This window comes from Pseudomonas helleri, assembly GCF_009600315.1.
GTDB lineage: Bacteria > Pseudomonadota > Gammaproteobacteria > Pseudomonadales > Pseudomonadaceae > Aquipseudomonas > Aquipseudomonas helleri_A.
Window position 1 is genome coordinate 1 of the sequence record NZ_WIWC01000053.1, and the last position, 18095, is coordinate 18095.

An 18095-nucleotide genomic window follows, 5' to 3' on the forward strand; every position below is an offset into this window, starting at 1 on the left:
GGCCCGATCGCGGCTGGCTCGGCGTCCTGCCTCGCCACCCCCATAACAGCACCTGCGTTCAGCCTCCTGTGAGGGGCTCCAGTGCCGCCCCCACTGTTTCGGTGGCGGCAGGGGGATTGTTTTAGAAGCTAAAAGCTAAAAGCTCCCTGTACGAGCAGCTGGTTGTGCTCTGAGGAGCAAGACAGTATCTACAGAAATCCTTCACGCAGGCATGCTGCTCAATCCCGTAAAGCACTTTCTTCTGCTGAAGAAGGCCAAATGCTGGCATTTATGGCAAACTTCGCGGCTATAAACACCTTACGCGAATGTAGTTCGGGCTTTTCCTCTCTCTATCAGGGGTCAGCCTTTTTATGACTTGGTACGACCGTACCAGTATTTTCTGCTTGAACAGAATAGAGGAACGACCGTGCAAAACGTCGTCATCAGCGGCACCGGCCTGTACACCCCGGCCAACAGCATTTCCAACGAAGAGCTGGTGCAATCTTTCAATGCCTACGTACAACAGTTCAATGCCGATAACGCTGCAGCCATCGAGGCAGGCGAAATAGAGCCGTTGGCAGAATCCAGCGCCGCCTTTATCGAAAAGGCGTCAGGGATCAAAAGCCGCTTTGTGATGGACAAGGCTGGCATCCTTGACCCGCAACGCATGCGCCCGCACTTGCCAGAGCGCTCCAACGACGAAATGTCGGTGCTCTGTGAAATGGCCGTGGGCGCTGCCCATCAGGCGCTGGAGCGTGCGGGCAAAACCGCCGCCGATATCGATGGGGTCATTGTCGCCTGCTCCAACTTGCAACGTCCGTACCCGGCCATTGCCATCGAAGTGCAACATGCCTTGGGTATTCAGGGTTTTGGCTTTGATATGAACGTGGCCTGTTCTTCGGCAACTTTTGGCATTCAAACCGCCAGCAACAGCGTGCAATTGGGTCAGGCACGTGCGGTGCTGCTGATCAGCCCTGAAGTCTGCACCGGCCACCTGAATTTCCGTGACCGTGACAGCCACTTTATCTTTGGTGATGCCGCCACTGCAGTGGTCGTTGAACGTGCCGATCTGGCCACGTCGGCGCACCAGTTCGACATTGTCAGCACCAAACTGCTGACCACTTACTCGAACAACATCCGCAATAACTTCGGCTTTCTCAATCGCGCCTCGGATGAGCCCGCTGACAGCCCCGACAAATTGTTCGTGCAAGAAGGTCGCAAGGTTTTCCGCGATGTATGCCCAATGGTGGCCGAACTGATCGGCCAGCACCTGGAAGAAAACCGGATTGACGTCAACGACGTGAAACGCTTCTGGTTGCATCAGGCCAACCTGAGCATGAACCACCTGATCGTCAAACGTCTGCTGGGCCGTGAAGCATCAGTCGAAGAGGCGCCGGTCATTCTCGATACGTACGCCAACACCAGTTCGGCGGGTTCGGTGATTGCATTCCACACATACCAGGACGATCTGCCAAGCGGAGCGCTGGCGGTGCTGAGCTCGTTCGGTGCCGGGTATTCAATTGGCAGTGTGATTCTGCGCAAGCGGTAAACATCGCGACCTTTGCGGGGTGTGAATGCTGACAGCTGATGAAACCGATTTACTCAAGCGTCTGCTGGCAGGTGAGCAGCAGGCGTTTCGGGAGCTGGTCAGTACCTACCAAGGTGCGATGCAGGCGGTTGCCTACGCAATTGTAGGTAACCGCCATGCCGATGAAGTTGTGCAGGATGCCTGGTTGTCGGTAGTGCGTAATCTGGCGTCCTTTGAGGGCCGTTCGAGCCTGAAAACCTGGCTGCTGACCATCACCGCCAACTCGGCTAAAAACCGTTATAAACAGAACCGTCGGGAAGTCCTGCTCGACGATCTCCCTTCGCCTCATGGCAGCATTGACGATGATCGCTTCGCCAGCGACGGTCATTGGCTGTTGGCGCCGTATGCCTGGCATCACGACACTCCGGAAGCCTTGCTGACTGAAGATGAGTTACGCGAATGCCTGGAACACACCCTGCTCAGCCTGCCGCAATTGCAGCGCAGTGTGCTGGTGTTGCGCGAACGTCAGGGGCTGGAGCTGGAAGAGATTTGTAATCTTCTGGACCTATCGCTCTCCAATGTTCGGGTACTGGTGCACCGGGCAAGGCTCAAAGTCTTCGCCACTGTGGAACATTTTGAGGAAACAGGAGAATGCTGAGCTGCAAACAGTACGTTGCGCAGTCAAGTGATTATCTGGATGGCCAGATGACCTTTCGACAGCGGCTGATCGCACGCCATCATTTACTGTTTTGCCCACATTGCCGGCGATTTACCCGGCATATGCGTTTGCTGGGGGCGACCGTGAAAGGACTTGAGGAACCGCTAGCAGGCGATGTCGAGACGACGGTGGAGCGGATGATGCGCGAACGCCGCACGTAAGTGCAAAAGCGTGGAGACCTTCGGTGGATGTGAAGGGGCCGAAGGGTTTCCACGCTCTGGCGTTAACCCACAAAACGCTGATCGATTTCAGCGTTTTGTTTATTGCCGCAAGCGGAGCTTAGAACTTGGCTTCCACGTCGAGTTGCAGGGTATTGGCGTCGGCATCTTTATGCGTTGAGGTCGCATAGTCGGCTTTGGTCAGGAAGTACGTTACGCCCACACCGAAGTTCTTGTCGATTTCATAACCCACTTTGAACTTGTGCCCGCGAGAGCCGGTCGTGCCGTTGGCAAAGTCGGAGTCGGTGAAGGCACCCACCACGGCGTTACGTTGAATATCGCGGTAGTTGTAGTCCAGGCTGAACGCGTCGAGCTTGCTTTTGAAACCCACCAGCCAGGCGTCGTCCTGATCGCTGTCGGTGGCGGCGTTGTGCACGTATTGACCGTACAGCGACAGTGGCACCGGCAGGTTGGCAATGTCCACCTGACCAAAACCTTCGTACAGGCGGAACTCGTCGGTGCTGTTGCCGTTCACCGCCAGAGCGCACGGTGTGGTCTTGGTGCCGGTGGTCGGGCAGCTGCTGTCCTTGTCGTTGTCGTAGCTGTAAACGCTGCCACCCAAGGTGACTTTCAGGCTGTCGGTGGGGGCGAATTTGGCGCCCAGTTGGCCTGCATACAGGCGCAGGTCGTGGCGGAACTGCACACCTTCACCGTCAACGTTGTCCTTGAGGGTGTAGTAACCGGCGCTGCCGAACATTTCGACGCCCGAGTTACCCAGGTTGTGCTTGTAAGTAGCCGCCAGTCCTTCCGGGTTGATATCGCTATCCCAGATCACGTCGCCCATGCTGACCCAGGGTTGTGGCATCTTGCCGCCGATCAGGTGCAGGTTGGCCAGCGCGGTCGGGTGGTAGTCGATGTAGGCCTGATCCAGCCACAGCTGCTTCTTGTCGAAGTAGTTGTCCAGATCCTGGTTGGTTGAGCGGGCATCGTCGCCGCCACCGGTGGCAATACGAATACCGGTGTTCACTTGCGGGTTGATTTCGGTGTAGGCGCCCAGACGCGCACGGATACGCTGGCGATCCTTGTTCTTGCCGTCGGACTCGCCGTCGATTTTGACGTTTTCGTGGCGTACCCGCACGTCACCCTTGAATTCGGTCTTGGCGGCCCAGGCCACTTTTTGTTCAAACGCACTCAGGTCGGATTTCTTCACCTGATTGGCGGCGGCTTCTTGCTGGGCTTGTTTCTCGCTGGTCAGCTCGGTTTGCAGCTCAGCGTACTGAGCCGGTGAAATGGAGCCGTTGGCTTTGAGCATTTCTAGCAGTTTTGCATCGACGCCAGCGCTGGCCGGAACACTCATGGCCAAAACCAGTCCGCCACACAGTCCCGCCGCAACTCGTGTAGAAACAAGACGCATATGAATCTCCCAATAGTGAGATGGCCCAGGCCACCGCAAAAAACAAATCGGCCCTTGATGGGCTCGCTAATAAGGGGTTGAGCGTGACGCCAGCGTGTTGGCAGGCTGACCGCTCATAACCCTGTCTTCTAAGAAGCGGCGCCAGTATCGCGGCTGGATATGACAAAAAAGTGGCAATCTGATAGCAAGACTGTGACACCTTGCGGCAAAAAAACGGGAGCCGTTGCGAGGTGCGTTCTGGTGCTACCATCGCCGCTCTTGTGCGTGGTTGGGGATTTCGATGCCGTTACACCGTCTGGACAGTCTTGCGGGCATTTCAGCTCATGAATGGGATGCGTTGGTGCCGGTGGGTCAACCGTTTTTGCGTCACGCCTTTCTCAGTGCGCTGGAAGACAGTGGCAGCCTTGGCCCGCATTCGGGCTGGAAGCCCGAGCACCTTTTGCATTACGAAAACGGCCAGTTGCTCGCGGCGTTGCCCAGTTACCGTAAGTGGCATTCCTACGGCGAATATGTGTTCGACCACGAATGGGCGAATGCGTGTGAGCGTGCGGGTATCGACTATTACCCCAAACTGCTGACGGCCGTTCCGTTCAGTCCGGTCAGCGGGCCCCGGCTGTTGGCAGCGCGAAGCGAGGACGGCCTTGAGTTGCTGGCGGCCTTGCCGGGCTATCTGGAGGTCGAAGGGCTCTCCAGTGCGCACATCAACTTTACCGATCCCTTGGCCGATACCGCGTTGGCGCAACAGCCCGGATGGCTGCAACGCATCGGCTGCCAGTTCCATTGGCAGAGCCGCGATTACCGAGACTTTCAGGATTTTCTGGATGCGCTGAGTTCACGCAAGCGCAAGCAAATGCGCAAGGAGCGTGAGCAAGTGGCGGGGCAGGGTTTTGAGTTTGAGTGGCTCGAAGGCCAGCAGGTCAGTGAGGCGCAGTGGGATTTTGTCTACGCCTGTTATGCCAATACCTATGCGGTACGCCGGCAGACGCCGTATCTGACGCGGGCGTTTTTCAGCCTGCTGGCTGAACGCATGCCCGAGTCCATTCGTGTGGTACTGGCCAGACAAGGCGCAACGCCCGTGGCAATGGCGTTTAGCCTGTTAGGTGGCGACAGTCTTTATGGTCGCTATTGGGGCTGTCTGGCCGAGTTTGACCGGCTGCATTTCGAAACCTGTTTCTATCAGGGTATGGACTATGCCATCGCACACGGCCTGCAGCGTTTTGATGCGGGCGCCCAGGGCGAGCACAAACTGATACGCGGTTTTGAGCCTGTGATCACTCATTCATGGCATTACTTGCGCCATCCGGGGTTGAAGGCCGCGGTCAGTGATTTTCTGGATCGTGAGCGGGTCGGTGTGCGGGCGTATGCCGAGGAGGCGAGGGCGGCGCTGCCTTACCGGCAGGCCTGACCCTCGCTTTTTTTCAGTCGAGGCCGACAAAGCCGCCCGTTTGATGCTGCCAAAGACGTGCATACAAACCGCCGTGGGCGAGCAGTTCAGCATGGGTGCCGCTTTCTGCGATATGGCCTTTTTCGAGCACGACCAAACGGTCCATTCGTGCAATGGTTGAAAGCCGGTGGGCGATGGCGATCACGGTTTTGCCCTGCATGAGGGTTTCCAGGCTTTCCTGAATCGCAGCTTCAACTTCGGAATCCAGCGCCGAGGTGGCTTCGTCCATGATCAGGATCGGCGCATTTTTGAGCAGCACGCGAGCAATCGCGATGCGCTGGCGTTGCCCGCCAGACAGTTTGACCCCGCGCTCGCCAACATGCGCATCAAACCCGGTGCGGCCTTGAGCGTCGGACAGCTGTGGGATGAATTCATCGGCGCGGGCTTTGTGTACGGCTTCCCACAGTTCTTCGTCGGTGGCGTCCGGCTTGCCATACAGCAAGTTGTCGCGAATCGAACGGTGCAGCAATGACGTGTCCTGAGTGATCATGCCGATTTGCTCGCGCAGGCTTTCCTGTGTCACGTCGGCGATGTTCTGGCCATCGATCAGAATTCTGCCGCCTTGCACGTCATACAGACGTAGCAGCAGGTTAACCAATGTCGACTTGCCCGCGCCCGAGGGGCCGATCAAACCGATTTTTTCGCCGGGTTTGATCACCAGATTGAGGTCGCTGATGATCCCGCTGCGTTTGCCGTAGTGAAAGTCGACGTGTTCAAAGCGCACTTCGCCGTGTTTGATTTCAAGGCGCGGAGCCCCGTCGCGATCATTCACGGCCACCGGTTGGGCGATAGTCTGCAAGCCATCCTGAACCATGCCGATGTTTTCAAAAATGCCGTTGACCACCCACATGATCCAGCCGGACATGTTGACGATGCGAATCACCAGCCCCGTGGCCAGCGCGATGGCGCCCACGCTGATCAACGACTGGCTCCACAGCCATAGCGCGAGACCGCTGGTGGTGACAATCAGCAGGCCATTGAGGCTGGTGATGGTGACGTCCATGCTGGTTACAACGCGGCTGGCGAGTTGGGTTTTTTCGGTTTGCTCGATGATCGCTTCGCGGGCGTACTGCTGCTCGAAGTTGGTGTGGGCGAACAGTTTGAGTGTGGTGATGTTGGTGTAGCCGTCGACGATACGGCCCATCAGTTTGGAGCGCGCATCGGACGACACGACCGAACGCTCTTTGACCCGTGGCACGAAGTAATACAGCGCGCCGATATAACACGCGATCCAGGTCAGCAACGGAATCATCAGGCGCCAGTCGGCTTCGGCAAACAGCACCAGCGAACTGATCGCGTAGATCAATACATGCCACAGGGCATCCACGGCCTGTACCGCCGAATCGCGCAATGAGTTGCCGGTTTGCATGATGCGCTGGGCAATGCGTCCTGCGAAATCGTTCTGGAAAAAATTGAGGCTTTGTTTGAGCACATAGCTGTGGTTTTGCCAGCGGATCATGCTGGTCATGCTCGGGCTCAGCGTCTGGTGAACCAGCAGGTCATGCAGGCCGAAGAACACCGGGCGGATGATCAGCGCCACCACGGCCATCCAGATCAGCTCACCGCTATGGACGGTGAAAAAGTCAGTCGTGGGCGTGCCTTGGGTCAGGTCGATCAACGTGCTCAGGTAGCTGAACAGTGACACTTCAATCAAGGCTGCTATCAGACCCACCACCAGCAAGGCAGCGAAGATGGGCCACACCTGACGCAGGTAGTAGAAGTAGAACGCCCACACCGTGCTGGGCGGGGCGGCAGAAGGCGCTTCGCGGAAAATATCGATTAGCTGTTCAAAACGGCGATAAAGCATGTTCACTGACGCCCGCTACGCGGACTCTCCTTTAGTGGTGTGACCGGCCCGACAACAGAGTTGTGCAGAGCTGGGCCGGTCGTGCTCCATGCCAGACTCGACTTATCAGTCGATACGCTTGGCGGACTTGATCAGCACTGGATCAATCGGCACATTCTGCATGCCTTGTTTGGTGGTGGTCTGGGAATTGACGATTTGGTCCACTACGTCCATGCCGTTCACGACTTTGGCAAAGACGGCGTAGCCCGCGTCGCGGCCCGGGTCCAGGAAGGCGTTGTCGGCCACGTTGATAAAGAACTGGCTGGTGGCCGAGTTCGGGTTGGAGGTGCGTGCCATTGACAGGGTGCCGCGTACGTTATGCAAGCCATTGCTGGCTTCGTTCTTGATCGGGTCGCGGGTTGGTTTTTGCACCATGTCTTTGGTGAATCCGCCGCCTTGAACCATAAAGCCCGGAATCACACGGTGGAAAATAGTGTTGGTGTAAAAGCCGCTGTCGACGTAGTCCAGAAAGTTTTTGCTGCTGATCGGCGCTTTGACCGGGTCCAGCTCGATTTCGATCTTGCCGAAGCTGGTGTCCAGCAGAACGTGCGGGGCTTTAGCCGCAGGGGCGGCCATCAGGTTGGCAGCGAAGATCAGGCCTGCGGCAGCAAAGGCGATTTTTTTCAACATGGGTCAATGATCCTGAACAGTGGAAGCAACGGGATGAGGGAACTCACTCACGAGACAAATAAGAGGGGGCGAGCCAGCCAAGGCTGGCAGTAAACCTTGGACAGGATATTCGTGATCAATGTTCCTGCCCACCCTTGTGATAGTTAGAGGGTTGTTGATCAGGTTTTCAGCGGCGCGGTATCAAAGGTGCGCAGTAACTCGACAAGAATTTGAGTGGCTGGCCCCAGCGGCTTGTCCTTATTGGAGTACAGGAAAAACAGCGGATGGCGGTTGCCGCCCTGATTCAACGGCAGGGGTTTGAGCGTGCCTTCTTTAAGCTCGCGCTCGATCATGTGCCGGGGCAGCCAGGCAAAGCCCAGGCCGCTGCTGACAAAAGCGGCGGCCGTGGCGAGGCTGCCTACTGTCCAGCGCTGTTCTGCGCCCAGCCAACCCATGTCGCGGGGCTGTTGTCGTCCTGAGTCACGGATCACCACCTGCAACTGGCTTTCGAGGTCTTGAAAGTGCAGCTCGCGTTGCAGCTTATGCAGCGGGTGCTCCGGGTGAGCCACCGCCACAAACTCCACTGCGCTCAGTTCGGCGCCCAGATAACCGGGGATGCTGAAGCTGCTGATGGCCAGGTCAGCCACGCCTTCGAGCAGAACTTCTTCGACCCCGGACAGCACTTCTTCGCGTAAACGGACGCGACACCCGCGGCTTTGCGGCATAAAAGCGGTCAGTGCCTGTACCAACCGGGCATTGGGGTAGGCGGCATCCACCACCAGCCGAACTTCGGCCTCCCAGCCTTGTTCCATGTGATGGGCCAGGTCTTCAAGTTGGCTGGCCTGCTTGACCAGTTGCCGGGAGCGGCGCAACAGGACACCGCCCGCTTCGGTCAGCACGGCTTTACGCCCGTCGATACGCAACAGCGGCACGCCGAGCTGATCCTGCATGCGGGCCACCGTATAGCTGACAGACGATTGCGAACGGTGCAGGACTTCAGCGGCCTGGGCAAAGCCGCCATGGTCGACTACGGCTTGCAAGGTGCGCCATTGATCAAGGGTCACACGGGGCGCTTTCACGATGAAATCCTCTGGAGTTGCCGGTTGGGGTGGGGACTATATAAACAGTTTTATAGATAGGTTGTAGCAGATATTTACTCTTTTTTATCGAGGCAACGCCCTCTAACCTAACAACCATTGGCCTACACAGTTTTACGATTATGCCTATGCGCCTTGATGAAATTTCGTATCGGTTAAGCATGTATTTAATCGGCAGATAATTGAACGCTGGCTTAATCAACTCATTGCTCCTTCAAGCATGCGGTTCGCGCATCGAACCTCCCTTTGCACTTTATTGAGTGCTCCAGCCCGATCAGCCCCTGCGCTGAATCGGGTTTTTTTTTGCCAGCATTTTACTGGCGAGCGAAAACCGCTAAGGTCGCGCACATTCTTTTTTGCTCGCCGGTGCTTATGCCCAGCGAGCGGTGCTACTGACCGGGCGAACAATCCATGGGCTATTTATTATTTGTCACGTTGATACAGGCGTTTTCCTTCAGCCTGATCGGCGAGTACCTGGCGGGTCACGTCGACAGCTACTTTGCGGTTCTGGTGCGTGTGGTGCTGGCGGGGTTGGTGTTTATCCCGTTGACACGCTGGCGACAGGTTGAGCCCGGCTTTATGCGCGGCATGTTGCTGATTGGAGCCTTGCAGTTCGGCATTACCTACGTATGCCTGTACTTGAGCTTTCGGGTACTGACCGTGCCGGAGGTGCTGCTGTTCACCATCCTCACACCGTTGCACGTCACCTTGATCGAGGACGCACTCAACCGCCGGTTTAATCCCTGGGCGCTGGTGGCGGCAGTGGTCGCGGTAGGCGGTGCGGCGGTGATTCGCTTTGACAGCATCAGCCCGGATTTCTTCAAGGGTTTCCTGCTCTTGCAACTGGGCAACTTTACCTACGCCGCGGGTCAAGTGATGTATCGGCATTTGGTGGCACGCTACCCAAGCGACCTGCCGCACTATCGTCGTTTTGGTTATTTTTATCTCGGCGCTTTGGCTGTGGTGCTGCCGGCCTTTCTGCTGTTTGGTAAATCCGACTTCTGGCCAGATGCGCCTTTGCAATGGGGAGTCCTGGTATTCCTTGGTTTGGTTTCTACCGCGCTGGGTTTGTACTGGTGGAACAAGGGCGCGTGCATGGTCAGTGGCGCGACCCTGGCCGTGATGAACAATGTGCATGTGCCAGTGGGATTGTTTTTCAGTTTGTTGATCTGGAATCAGCACGAGCCTCTAGGACGCTTGTTTCTGAGTGCTCTGGTCATAATGCTGGCCGTGTGGATCAGTCGCCTAGACCGCAGAGCTATCAGGGTCTAAGGTCAACCTCAGTCGAGCAACCACCTTCAAGGAGAGTCGGAATGACAGTCAGGGTGTTGATCTTGCCGGGCCTGTTCAATTCAGGAGCAGAGCATTGGCAATCTCACTGGGAACAGCGCTACAGCGGGCTGCACCGGGTTAAGCAGGAGAATTGGGAAACCCCCGCGTGTACCGACTGGGTAAATAACCTGCAAAAAAAGATCAGTAAAAGCGAGCGACCGGTGGTGCTGGTAGGGCACAGTCTGGCGTGCGCATTGATTGCCCGCTGGGCGCAGGAATACCCCGCGCAAGCCAAGCGTGTTCGCGGCGCTTTACTGGTCGCACCCAGTGATACCGAAGCGTCGAGCTACCCGGCTGGAACCACTGGCTTTACGCCCATGCCGCTCAATGCTTTGCCATTTGATGCGATTACCGTGGCCAGCACCAACGACCCTTATGTCAGCCGCGAACGGGCCACTGCTTTCAGTGAGGCGTGGGGCAGTGAGCTGGTGTGGCTGGAAAATGCTGGCCATATCAATGCCGAGGGGGGCGTTGGCGCCTGGCCAGAAGGGATCGAACTGTTGTTCAAACTGACAGGCGACCCGCAGTTCAAACACAGCTGAGAACATCGTTTTATCGTCAATCGCAGCCTTCGTGTCCTGTAGTCGCTGACGAGGAACGAAGGCTGCGATCGGCGGCGAAGCCGTCGCAAACCCTTACGACGATTGCATCGTCGAACGCAGCCTCGCACTACTCGTCAGCTGCTACGGGAATGTTCGCCGTCCTGTTCAGTCACCACCAGCGGCGCCTGAGCCTTGCTCTGCAAGCCCTGGCGCAGGTCATTGCCGCTGGGTTGCTGGTACACACTCAAGCCGAACTCTGGCAAGAGTGACAACAAGTAGTCGAAAATATCGCCCTGAATACGTTCGTATTCGTCCCATACCGTCGTGCGGGTAAAGCAGTAAACCTCCAGCGGCACGCCTTGTGGGGTGGCTTGCAGTTGGCGAACCATGCACGTCATGTTCGGCTGAATATCAGGGTGGCTTTTCAGGTATGCCAATGCATAAGCGCGGAAAGTGCCGATATTGGTCATGCGCCGACGGTTGGCGGACAGGGCAGCGACATTGCCCTGCGCTTCGTTCCAGTGCTTGAGCTCAACTTTTTTACGCACCAGGTAATCGCTCAACAGGCGTACCTGTTCCAGACGTTGCTCCTGTTCATCGCTCAAAAAGCCAATATCGCCGGCGTCGATAAACAGGCTGCGCTTGATTCGTCGGCCACCGGATTGCTGCATGCCGCGCCAGTTCTTGAACGACTCGGACATCAGGCGCCAGGTTGGAATCGACACGATGGTTTTATCGAAATTCTGCACTTTGACGGTGTGCAGAGTGATGTCGATCACGTCACCATCGGCCCCCACCTGAGGCATTTCGATCCAGTCACCCACCCGCAGCAAATCGTTGCTGGTCAACTGCACACTGGCCACGAACGACAACAGCGTGTCTTTGTAGACCAGCAAAATCACCGCCGACATAGCGCCCAGTCCCGAGAGCAGCAACATGGGCGAGCGGTCGATCAGGGTGGCGACGATGATGATGGCCGAAAACACATACAGCAGCATTTTGGTCAGCTGGATGTAGCCTTTGATCGGGCGTGTCTTGGCGTAGTTGGTGCGCGAATAGATGTCGAGCAAGGCGTCCAGCAGGCTAGCGATGACCCGGGTCAGCACAAAAATGGTGATGGCCAGCGCCAGATTGCCCAGAAAGTGACGGCCGGTGTCGCTCATGTCCGGTACAAGGTTGCGTCCGAACTGCACCATCAGCGAAGGCGTCATTTGCGCCAGGCGGTCAAACACCTTGTGTTCGCGCAGATCATTGACCCAGTGCAGGGCGGGCTGGCGAGCGAGGATTTTGGTGACACGCAGAATAATGATGCGTGCGATGTGGCCAGCGAGCAGGGCAACGCCCACCAGAACGATCAGTCCCAATAAGGCCGTGATCCAGGGATGTTGATCCAGAGAGGCCCACAGGTCCTGGATTTGGCTCCAGAGTGCTTGAATATCCATAAGCTAAAACGTTATCTCAGTAATAAATGACTATGGGATTAGAGCACTTCAGGGCGATTTAGGGGCCTTGATTGGACTAAAGACCCTAAAAAACCATTTGTTTCATGCCGTTCGTGCAAAGTAACTCGGCCTGCGCGCTCGAAACCGTTACTCTATGCCGCTGATTTTTTGTATTTCTTCGAGGTAGCACCCGTGTTTTCCGATTTCGCCCTGCACGAACGCCTGCTTAAAGCTGTGGCCGAGCTTAAATTTGTCGAGCCTACGCCTGTGCAAGCAGCGGCCATCCCGCTCGCGCTCGAAGGGCGTGACCTGCGGGTTACAGCTCAAACCGGGAGCGGCAAAACAGCTGCTTTCGTCCTGCCGATCCTCAATCGTCTGATTGGCCCGGCCAAAATTCGCGTCAGTATCAAAGCGCTGATTTTGCTGCCGACTCGCGAGCTGGCACAGCAAACGCTGAAAGAAGTTGAGCGTTTTTCGCAGTTCACGTTCATCAAGTCCGGTCTGATCACCGGCGGTGAAGACTTCAAGGTTCAGGCCGCCATGCTGCGCAAGGTGCCGGACATTCTTATTGGTACGCCCGGTCGTTTGCTGGAGCAACTGAACGCTGGCAACCTTGACCTCAAAGAGGTTGAAGTGCTGGTGCTGGACGAAGCCGACCGCATGCTCGACATGGGCTTCTCCGAAGACGTTCAGCGTCTGGTCGACGAATGCCCTAACCGTCAGCAAACCATGCTGTTCTCGGCCACCACTGGTGGTTCCGGCCTGCGCGAGATGATCGGCAAGGTGCTGACCAACCCTGAGCACTTGCAGCTCAATCAAGTTAGCCAACTGAACGCCACCACGCGTCAGCAAGTCATCACCGCCGACCACAACCAGCACAAAGAACAAATCGTGAACTGGTTGCTGGCCAACGAGACTTATCAAAAGGCCATTATTTTCACCAATACCCGTGCCATGGCTGACCGTATCTACGGCCGTCTGGTGGCGCAGGAGTACAAGGCGTTTGTCTTGCACGGTGAGAAAGACCAGAAGGACCGCAAGCTGGCCATTGACCGCCTCAAGCAAGGTGGCGTCAAAATCCTCGTGGCCACAGACGTGGCTGCCCGCGGTCTGGACGTCGAAGGTCTGGATATGGTGATCAACTTCGACATGCCCCGCAGCGGCGACGAATACGTTCACCGTATTGGCCGTACAGGCCGTGCCGGTAACGACGGTCTGGCGATTTCTTTGATCTGTCACGGTGACTGGAACCTCATGTCCAGCATCGAGCGTTACTTGAAGCAGAGCTTTGAGCGCCGCGTGATCAAGGAAGTCAAAGGCACCTACGGCGGCCCTAAAAACGTCAAGGCGTCGGGCAAAGCGGTAGGTGTGAAGAAGAAAAAGACCGACGCCAAAGGCGTCAAGAAGAAGACCGGCGCCAAGGCCCCGACCAAACGCAAAATCGCCAACCGTCCAAAGACCGACGCGCTGTCGTTGGTCAGCAAAGACGGCATGGCGCCGCTCAAGCGCCGCAAGCCAGAAGCCCCTGCGGCTGAGTAACAGGTTAAAGCGACGCGCAAAAAACCCGGCGAAAGCCGGGTTTTTTTTGTCTGCTCGAAGCGCTGAAGGGGTCGAAAGACTCAGCGGTACTCACACAGATACGCGGTCTCAACGCCAACCTTGAGCTGAAACTTGCTGTTGGCGGGCACATTGAACTGGCTGCCGGTGGTAAAGGTTTCAAACGCCTCGCTGCCTGGCAGCTTCACGCTCAGCTCACCCGACACCACATGCATGATTTCACGCTGTGCAGTGCCAAACTCGTATTCACCCGGAGCCATGACGCCAATAGTTGCACTGCCATCGGCTTGTGCGAAGGCAATCGACTTGACGGTACCGTCGAAGTATTCGTTGACTTTAAACATGGCGCTTCCTCGCAATGGACTCAAAAAGGCTGGCCAGTATGCAGAAGCGTTTATATCCCGTCACGCCCTTTGTAACGGTCGTCTTGAGCCTAATCCGCGAAAACCAGCGGCAATAAACGGGCCGTATTGCGGGCATCTTCCAACGCCCGGTGTTGTTGCCCGTTGAACTGCATACCGGCCAGTTGCAATGCACTGTTGAGCCCCGGCGCGCGTTTTAGTTGGCGGGCCTGAGCAAACTGCTGTTTGAGGTTTATATGCGCCAGTCGTGCCAGTGCGCTGTCGAGGTTTTTTTGCTGCCACTCCTGTTCCAGTTGTTGGCGGTCGTAGTCGCCCCAGCTGGCCCAGCCTTCAAGCTGGGGCAGGTGTTGACCCAGCCAACGCTCGAATTGTGCCCACACCTGCGCCATTGGGGCGGCGCTATCAATGTCAGCCTGGCTGATACGCGTCAACTGGCGGCAAAAAGGGGTCAGCAGTGGCCGCCGCTGGGGGCGGATGAAACGCTGGAAGTGATCAACTTCCCGGCCCGCGCGAGTGACCACGCTGGCGCCCAGTTCGATCACCTCCATATCCGATAAAGGCCAGCCGCCATCATCGGTTGTCGCTTCCAGGTCAATGACCAGCCAGTGAGGCATGTGCAGCTTCCTTAAAACAGCATGGACGTAGGTGATGGAGCGTAGCCAAGACATCGGCCCACACCTAGTTAATTTGTAGTGGGCCAGCCAAGTGCTTGCTTGATATTCTGTGCCCGCTTAAATTACCTCGGCGCACCACTCTCTGGTCGTGTGTCATTTAATAAGTTCAGTGATGGGCAACCCCCAGAGGTACACGGCTTTGAAGTGTCTGCCAATGTGGATGTCTCGCGGCGCAGTGATGGTTCTTGGTGTAACGCTGCTGACACCTGTCTGGGCTGCCCAGGAAGTGCGGGTCGGCGCGGCGCACTTTCCTCCGTATACGGTACGGCCCGAGATCGGTGTGGACACCGGACTGTTACCGCAACTGCTGGCCGCCCTGAACGCGCTGCAAAGCGATTTTCGGTTTGTCATTGTCCCGACGTCCAATGCGCGCCGCTTTCGTGAGTTCAGACAAGACAAAATGGACATGGTGCTGTTTGAAAATCCCTCCTGGGGATGGCAGGGAATAGCGCTAACGCCGGTCGATATGGGCCTTAGGGATGCGGAAGTGTTTGTGGCCAAACAGCAGGAAGGGCGTCAGCAGAGCTTTTTTGATAATCCGGGCAGCAAACGCCTCGCGCTCTTTAACGGTTATCACTATGCCTTTGCCGGATACAACACCGATCCGAAGTACCTGTCCGATGCCTTCAATGTCAGCCTGACGTACTCCCACTTGAGCAACCTGGAGATGGTCATGCGCGGGCGTGCAGATATTGCATTGATCACCCGTTCCCACCTTGTCGACCTGCTGAATAACAAACCGCAATTTCGCGCCCGGGTCATGGTTTCTGACCGCGTCGATCACATCTATCACCATTACGCCTTGCTGCGACCTCAAGCGCCGATCCAGAGCCAGCAGTTTGCTCAGTTAATGGACATCCTTCGCAATAATGGCCAGCTGAAGGCCATTTTTGCGCCCTACCAAATCGAAGTGGTGTCACCCGAGCCCTACGCAGGCCGCAAAGAACCCTAAATTTTAGGGCGCGGGCCACGTCACACAGCTTATCTGTTGACGATTAAGGCGAGCCCCTGACCATGATTGCACCCTCATCGAAACCGCTTGCAAGCACTGCCGGTTCAGTGCCCGACCACCCTCAGCGACCGGCAAAACCAGCAGGCGAAGTGTACCGACGCTTTGATCCACAGCTCGGCGCGTGGGTCTCGTTGCGTACGCTGGATATCTGTGGCGACCTTGAGCGCTTCAGCCGCTGGCAAAACACCCCGCGGGTCATGGCTTTCTGGGAGGAGGGCGGCAGTCTGGAACAGCATCGTCAGTACCTCGAAAAACTCGCTGCGGACCCACACACACTGACGCTGATCGGTTGCTTCGATGACCAGCCGTTTGCTTATTTTGAAGCGTACTGGGCCAAGGAAGACCGTATCGCGCCGTTCTACGACGTGGGCGATTACGACCGGGGCATTCACATGCTGGTAGGTGAGCAAGCCCATCGTGGGCCGCACAAAGTGGCCAGCTGGATGCAGGCGCTGACCCATTATTTGTTCGAGGACGAGCCGCGCACCCAGCGCGTGGTGGCTGAGCCGCGTGCCGACAACGACAAAATGATCAGCTACATGCAGTCGCAGGGCTATCACTGCGTCAAGGAATTCGATTTTCCGCACAAGCGCGCGGCCTTGATGATGCAGAGTCGCGAAGATTTTTTTGAGGGGCGTTTGCTCGACTGAGTACACGTGGTGGGTCAGCGATGACTATCGCCCTGTCGCTGACCAAAGTGCCCGTTCAGCGCCGGGCAAAGGTATCCGCCTGGGTGCCTGAGACCTTGCGGCAATGCACCAGTGCATCGCGAATCATGAAATTCACCAGCGTGGGCGATACCCCCAATTCCTTGGCGATGTCTTTTTGCTGGACGCCGTGCAGGCGATACATCTCGAACGCGTAGCGGGTGCGACTGGGCAGATCGTTCAGCGCCGTCTCGATATGTTCCAGCGTCGAAAAATTGATATGCGAGGTCTCGGGCGACGCGCCATGAATGACCACGTTCAACCCTTCTTCTTCCGGGCCCGAGTAGCGTTGCTCCAGCGCCTGTTTACGGTAGTGGTCAATCGCAAGGTTGCGCACGATCTGGAACAGATAGCTCAGTTGCGCCTTGAACGAGGAGGTGATCTGCGGCGCCGACTGCAAGCGAAAAAAAGCATCCTGCACCACGTCTTCTGCCCTCGATCGGCAGCCGGTAATGCGTGCTGCGATTTTGACCAGAATAAGCCGATTTTCAACAAAGGCCTGGAGTAAGGGTGAGTCGCACCTGCTTGTCGACACTTGTTCCGTCATGGAGATCACCTGCAGCAATTGAATGAGTGCGGGCCCTTGTGAAGCCCCTACACAGCTGGCAACAAATTAGGTTGAATGATAATGATTGTCAAATGAGAAAAAGAACTAATGCCTCGTCTTACAGAAGATTGAGACATGCCTCACATCCGTCTCAGGCAGATTCAAAATGCCACTATTGCCCTGACTAATTATTTGCCGGGGTTAACCGTTCTCAATGGACTACAGCCGGTGAAGCAGGCCGGTGACGAACGAGTGGGCACAGGAGGGCGGGATGTTTTTGATCGTGGACAGGTGGCATTCAAGTATCGGAGCAGTGGCTGATGAGTGAGTCGATCATGCTGCGATTATTTTGCCTGCCTTACTCCGGCGCCAGTGCGATGGCCTATAGTCGCTGGCGTCGTTCCATGCCCGATTGGTTGCAGGTGCGACCGCTGGAATTGCCCGGTCGCGGCATGCGCATGGATGAGCCGTTGCAACGCGACATACGCCGTCTTGCCGCACAACTGGCGGACGAAATCAGTGCCGAACTTGACCGCCCCTATGCCTTGTTTGGCCATAGCCTGGGCGGCTTGCTGGCGTTCGAGCTGGCTCATGCGCTGCACGAGCGCGGTCTGCCTGCGCCGCTGGCGCTCTTTGCGTCGGCCACCGCCGGGCCGTCTCGGCGCGATGTCAGCGAATACGCCGTGGCTAAAACCGACGAGCAATTGATCGAGCGCCTGCGCGAACTCAAAGGCACCGGTGAAGAGGTGCTGGCCAACGCCGAACTGATGCAGATGATGCTGCCGATTCTGCGCGCCGACTTCCTGTTATGCGGCAGTTTCAGCTACGGCCAGCGTGCGCCGTTGCCCATGCCCATCCACGTCTTCGGCGGCAAGCAGGACAGCGTGCGTGCCGAGCAATTGCTGGATTGGCAAACCGATACCAGCAGCAAGTTTTCCCTCGACCTGTTTGAAGGGCATCACTTCTTTCTGGTGCAGCAAGAGCAGCCGCTGCTGCGCTGCCTGCGCCGTTATGCCGAAGCGCATTTGATGCGCTGGCGCAACCAGCAGGCTCGCCTGTCTGTGTAAGCGCCACCCGCCGTTACCCCCACACCGAATTTCTTTCAAGCCGACCCCAGGCAGGAAACC

General features: G+C 56.9%; 17 protein-coding genes and 1 pseudogene. 10 read left to right on the forward strand and 8 right to left on the reverse strand.

The window, feature by feature from the left end:
- Positions 1 to 406: 406 nt before the first annotated feature.
- From GHN86_RS21280 to GHN86_RS21290, 3 genes are read left to right on the forward strand one after another with little or no spacing between them, the layout of a single operon-like run.
- The gene (locus GHN86_RS21280; RefSeq protein ID WP_323369575.1) at positions 407 to 1528 is read left to right on the forward strand and encodes a beta-ketoacyl-ACP synthase III; all 1122 of its coding nucleotides are present in this window, start codon (positions 407 to 409) and stop codon (positions 1526 to 1528) included.
- A gap of 25 nt (positions 1529 to 1553) precedes the next feature.
- On the forward strand, positions 1554 to 2165 hold the full coding sequence (locus GHN86_RS21285) for an RNA polymerase sigma factor (RefSeq protein WP_153382643.1): 612 nt from the start codon (positions 1554 to 1556) through the stop codon (positions 2163 to 2165).
- Complete coding sequence (locus GHN86_RS21290) at positions 2159 to 2386, forward strand: zf-HC2 domain-containing protein (protein WP_153382645.1); 228 nt, start codon at positions 2159 to 2161, stop codon at positions 2384 to 2386. Before GHN86_RS21285 ends, GHN86_RS21290 begins: the two co-directional genes overlap by 7 nt.
- Positions 2387 to 2504: 118 nt before the next feature.
- On the opposite strand, the gene GHN86_RS21295 is transcribed toward GHN86_RS21290, so the two are convergent.
- Positions 2505 to 3797 (reverse strand): putative porin, encoded by a 1293-nt coding sequence (locus GHN86_RS21295; protein WP_194286289.1) that lies wholly within the window; start codon positions 3795 to 3797, stop codon positions 2505 to 2507.
- 280 nt (positions 3798 to 4077) lie between these two features.
- On the opposite strand from GHN86_RS21295, the gene GHN86_RS21300 reads away from it, so the two are divergent.
- Entirely contained in the window at positions 4078 to 5202 is a 1125-nt protein-coding gene (locus GHN86_RS21300; RefSeq protein WP_153382647.1) for a GNAT family N-acetyltransferase, read from the forward strand.
- Between the two features lie 13 nt (positions 5203 to 5215).
- On the opposite strand, the gene GHN86_RS21305 is transcribed toward GHN86_RS21300, so the two are convergent.
- The 3 genes from GHN86_RS21305 to GHN86_RS21315 all read right to left on the reverse strand — a co-directional run bounded on the left by GHN86_RS21305 (position 5216) and on the right by GHN86_RS21315 (position 8775).
- On the reverse strand, positions 5216 to 7048 hold the full coding sequence (locus GHN86_RS21305; RefSeq protein ID WP_153387259.1) for an ABC transporter ATP-binding protein: 1833 nt from the start codon (positions 7046 to 7048) through the stop codon (positions 5216 to 5218).
- Between the two features lie 105 nt (positions 7049 to 7153).
- Positions 7154 to 7717 (reverse strand): peptidylprolyl isomerase, encoded by a 564-nt coding sequence (locus tag GHN86_RS21310; RefSeq protein WP_153382649.1) that lies wholly within the window; start codon positions 7715 to 7717, stop codon positions 7154 to 7156.
- Positions 7718 to 7875: 158 nt separating this feature from the next.
- On the reverse strand, positions 7876 to 8775 hold the full coding sequence (locus tag GHN86_RS21315) for a LysR family transcriptional regulator (RefSeq protein ID WP_323369578.1): 900 nt from the start codon (positions 8773 to 8775) through the stop codon (positions 7876 to 7878).
- A 429-nt stretch (positions 8776 to 9204) separates the two neighbouring features.
- Here GHN86_RS21315 and GHN86_RS21320 point away from each other — a divergent pair, with 429 nt between their 5' ends.
- On the forward strand, positions 9205 to 10065 hold the full coding sequence (locus tag GHN86_RS21320; RefSeq protein ID WP_153382651.1) for an EamA family transporter: 861 nt from the start codon (positions 9205 to 9207) through the stop codon (positions 10063 to 10065).
- A 41-nt stretch (positions 10066 to 10106) separates the two neighbouring features.
- Positions 10107 to 10667 carry an RBBP9/YdeN family alpha/beta hydrolase gene (locus GHN86_RS21325; protein WP_153382653.1) on the forward strand — a complete coding sequence of 187 codons (561 nt, stop codon included), beginning with the start codon at positions 10107 to 10109 and terminating at the stop codon, positions 10665 to 10667.
- 134 nt (positions 10668 to 10801) lie between these two features.
- Here GHN86_RS21325 and GHN86_RS21330 read toward each other — a convergent pair whose 3' ends face one another.
- Positions 10802 to 12109: a mechanosensitive ion channel family protein gene (locus tag GHN86_RS21330; protein ID WP_153382655.1), complete on the reverse strand. Its 1308-nt coding sequence runs from the start codon at positions 12107 to 12109 to the stop codon at positions 10802 to 10804.
- A gap of 192 nt (positions 12110 to 12301) precedes the next feature.
- On the opposite strand from GHN86_RS21330, the gene GHN86_RS21335 reads away from it, so the two are divergent.
- Positions 12302 to 13648 (forward strand): DEAD/DEAH box helicase, encoded by a 1347-nt coding sequence (locus GHN86_RS21335; RefSeq protein WP_314483459.1) that lies wholly within the window; start codon positions 12302 to 12304, stop codon positions 13646 to 13648.
- A gap of 80 nt (positions 13649 to 13728) precedes the next feature.
- Here GHN86_RS21335 and GHN86_RS21340 read toward each other — a convergent pair whose 3' ends face one another.
- Positions 13729 to 14010, reverse strand: a complete 282-nt coding sequence (locus GHN86_RS21340; RefSeq protein ID WP_153382659.1) for a pyrimidine/purine nucleoside phosphorylase — start codon at positions 14008 to 14010, stop codon at positions 13729 to 13731.
- An 89-nt stretch (positions 14011 to 14099) separates the two neighbouring features.
- The gene (locus GHN86_RS21345) at positions 14100 to 14642 is read right to left on the reverse strand and encodes an exonuclease domain-containing protein (RefSeq protein WP_153382661.1); all 543 of its coding nucleotides are present in this window, start codon (positions 14640 to 14642) and stop codon (positions 14100 to 14102) included.
- Positions 14643 to 14880: 238 nt separating this feature from the next.
- Between GHN86_RS21345 and GHN86_RS21350 the strand changes: the two genes are divergently transcribed.
- Both GHN86_RS21350 and GHN86_RS21355 read left to right on the forward strand, forming a co-directional pair.
- Positions 14881 to 15654, forward strand: a complete 774-nt coding sequence (locus GHN86_RS21350; RefSeq protein WP_153382677.1) for a substrate-binding periplasmic protein — start codon at positions 14881 to 14883, stop codon at positions 15652 to 15654.
- Positions 15655 to 15770: 116 nt separating this feature from the next.
- Positions 15771 to 16364 (forward strand): annotated as a pseudogene (locus GHN86_RS21355) (GNAT family N-acetyltransferase); the annotation flags it as partial.
- A 55-nt stretch (positions 16365 to 16419) separates the two neighbouring features.
- On the opposite strand, the gene GHN86_RS21360 reads toward GHN86_RS21355, so the two are convergent.
- The gene (locus GHN86_RS21360; protein WP_153382665.1) at positions 16420 to 16968 is read right to left on the reverse strand and encodes an RNA polymerase factor sigma-70; all 549 of its coding nucleotides are present in this window, start codon (positions 16966 to 16968) and stop codon (positions 16420 to 16422) included.
- 320 nt (positions 16969 to 17288) lie between these two features.
- Here GHN86_RS21360 and GHN86_RS21365 point away from each other — a divergent pair, with 320 nt between their 5' ends.
- Positions 17289 to 18035: a thioesterase II family protein gene (locus GHN86_RS21365; RefSeq protein ID WP_153382667.1), complete on the forward strand. Its 747-nt coding sequence runs from the start codon at positions 17289 to 17291 to the stop codon at positions 18033 to 18035.
- The last annotated feature ends 60 nt before the right edge of the window (positions 18036 to 18095 follow it).

What these genes read in the sequence shown, in the direction of transcription:
- GHN86_RS21285 (WP_153382643.1), top strand. Translation starts at nt 1,554, where the DNA reads ATGCTGACAGCTGATGAAACCGATTTACTCAAGCGTCTGCTGGCAGGT.
- GHN86_RS21290 (WP_153382645.1), top strand. Translation starts at nt 2,159, where the DNA reads ATGCTGAGCTGCAAACAGTACGTTGCGCAGTCAAGTGATTATCTGGAT.
- GHN86_RS21305 (WP_153387259.1), bottom strand. Translation starts at nt 7,048, where the DNA reads ATGCTTTATCGCCGTTTTGAACAGCTAATCGATATTTTCCGCGAAGCG.
- GHN86_RS21320 (WP_153382651.1), top strand. Translation starts at nt 9,205, where the DNA reads ATGGGCTATTTATTATTTGTCACGTTGATACAGGCGTTTTCCTTCAGC.
- GHN86_RS21340 (WP_153382659.1), bottom strand. Translation starts at nt 14,010, where the DNA reads ATGTTTAAAGTCAACGAATACTTCGACGGTACCGTCAAGTCGATTGCC.
- GHN86_RS21325 (WP_153382653.1), top strand. Translation starts at nt 10,107, where the DNA reads ATGACAGTCAGGGTGTTGATCTTGCCGGGCCTGTTCAATTCAGGAGCA.
- GHN86_RS21330 (WP_153382655.1), bottom strand. Translation starts at nt 12,109, where the DNA reads ATGGATATTCAAGCACTCTGGAGCCAAATCCAGGACCTGTGGGCCTCT.
- GHN86_RS21365 (WP_153382667.1), top strand. Translation starts at nt 17,289, where the DNA reads ATGAGTGAGTCGATCATGCTGCGATTATTTTGCCTGCCTTACTCCGGC.
- GHN86_RS21360 (WP_153382665.1), bottom strand. Translation starts at nt 16,968, where the DNA reads ATGACGGAACAAGTGTCGACAAGCAGGTGCGACTCACCCTTACTCCAG.
- GHN86_RS21295 (WP_194286289.1), bottom strand. Translation starts at nt 3,797, where the DNA reads ATGCGTCTTGTTTCTACACGAGTTGCGGCGGGACTGTGTGGCGGACTG.
- GHN86_RS21310 (WP_153382649.1), bottom strand. Translation starts at nt 7,717, where the DNA reads ATGTTGAAAAAAATCGCCTTTGCTGCCGCAGGCCTGATCTTCGCTGCC.
- GHN86_RS21350 (WP_153382677.1), top strand. Translation starts at nt 14,881, where the DNA reads ATGGTTCTTGGTGTAACGCTGCTGACACCTGTCTGGGCTGCCCAGGAA.
- GHN86_RS21300 (WP_153382647.1), top strand. Translation starts at nt 4,078, where the DNA reads ATGCCGTTACACCGTCTGGACAGTCTTGCGGGCATTTCAGCTCATGAA.
- GHN86_RS21345 (WP_153382661.1), bottom strand. Translation starts at nt 14,642, where the DNA reads ATGCCTCACTGGCTGGTCATTGACCTGGAAGCGACAACCGATGATGGC.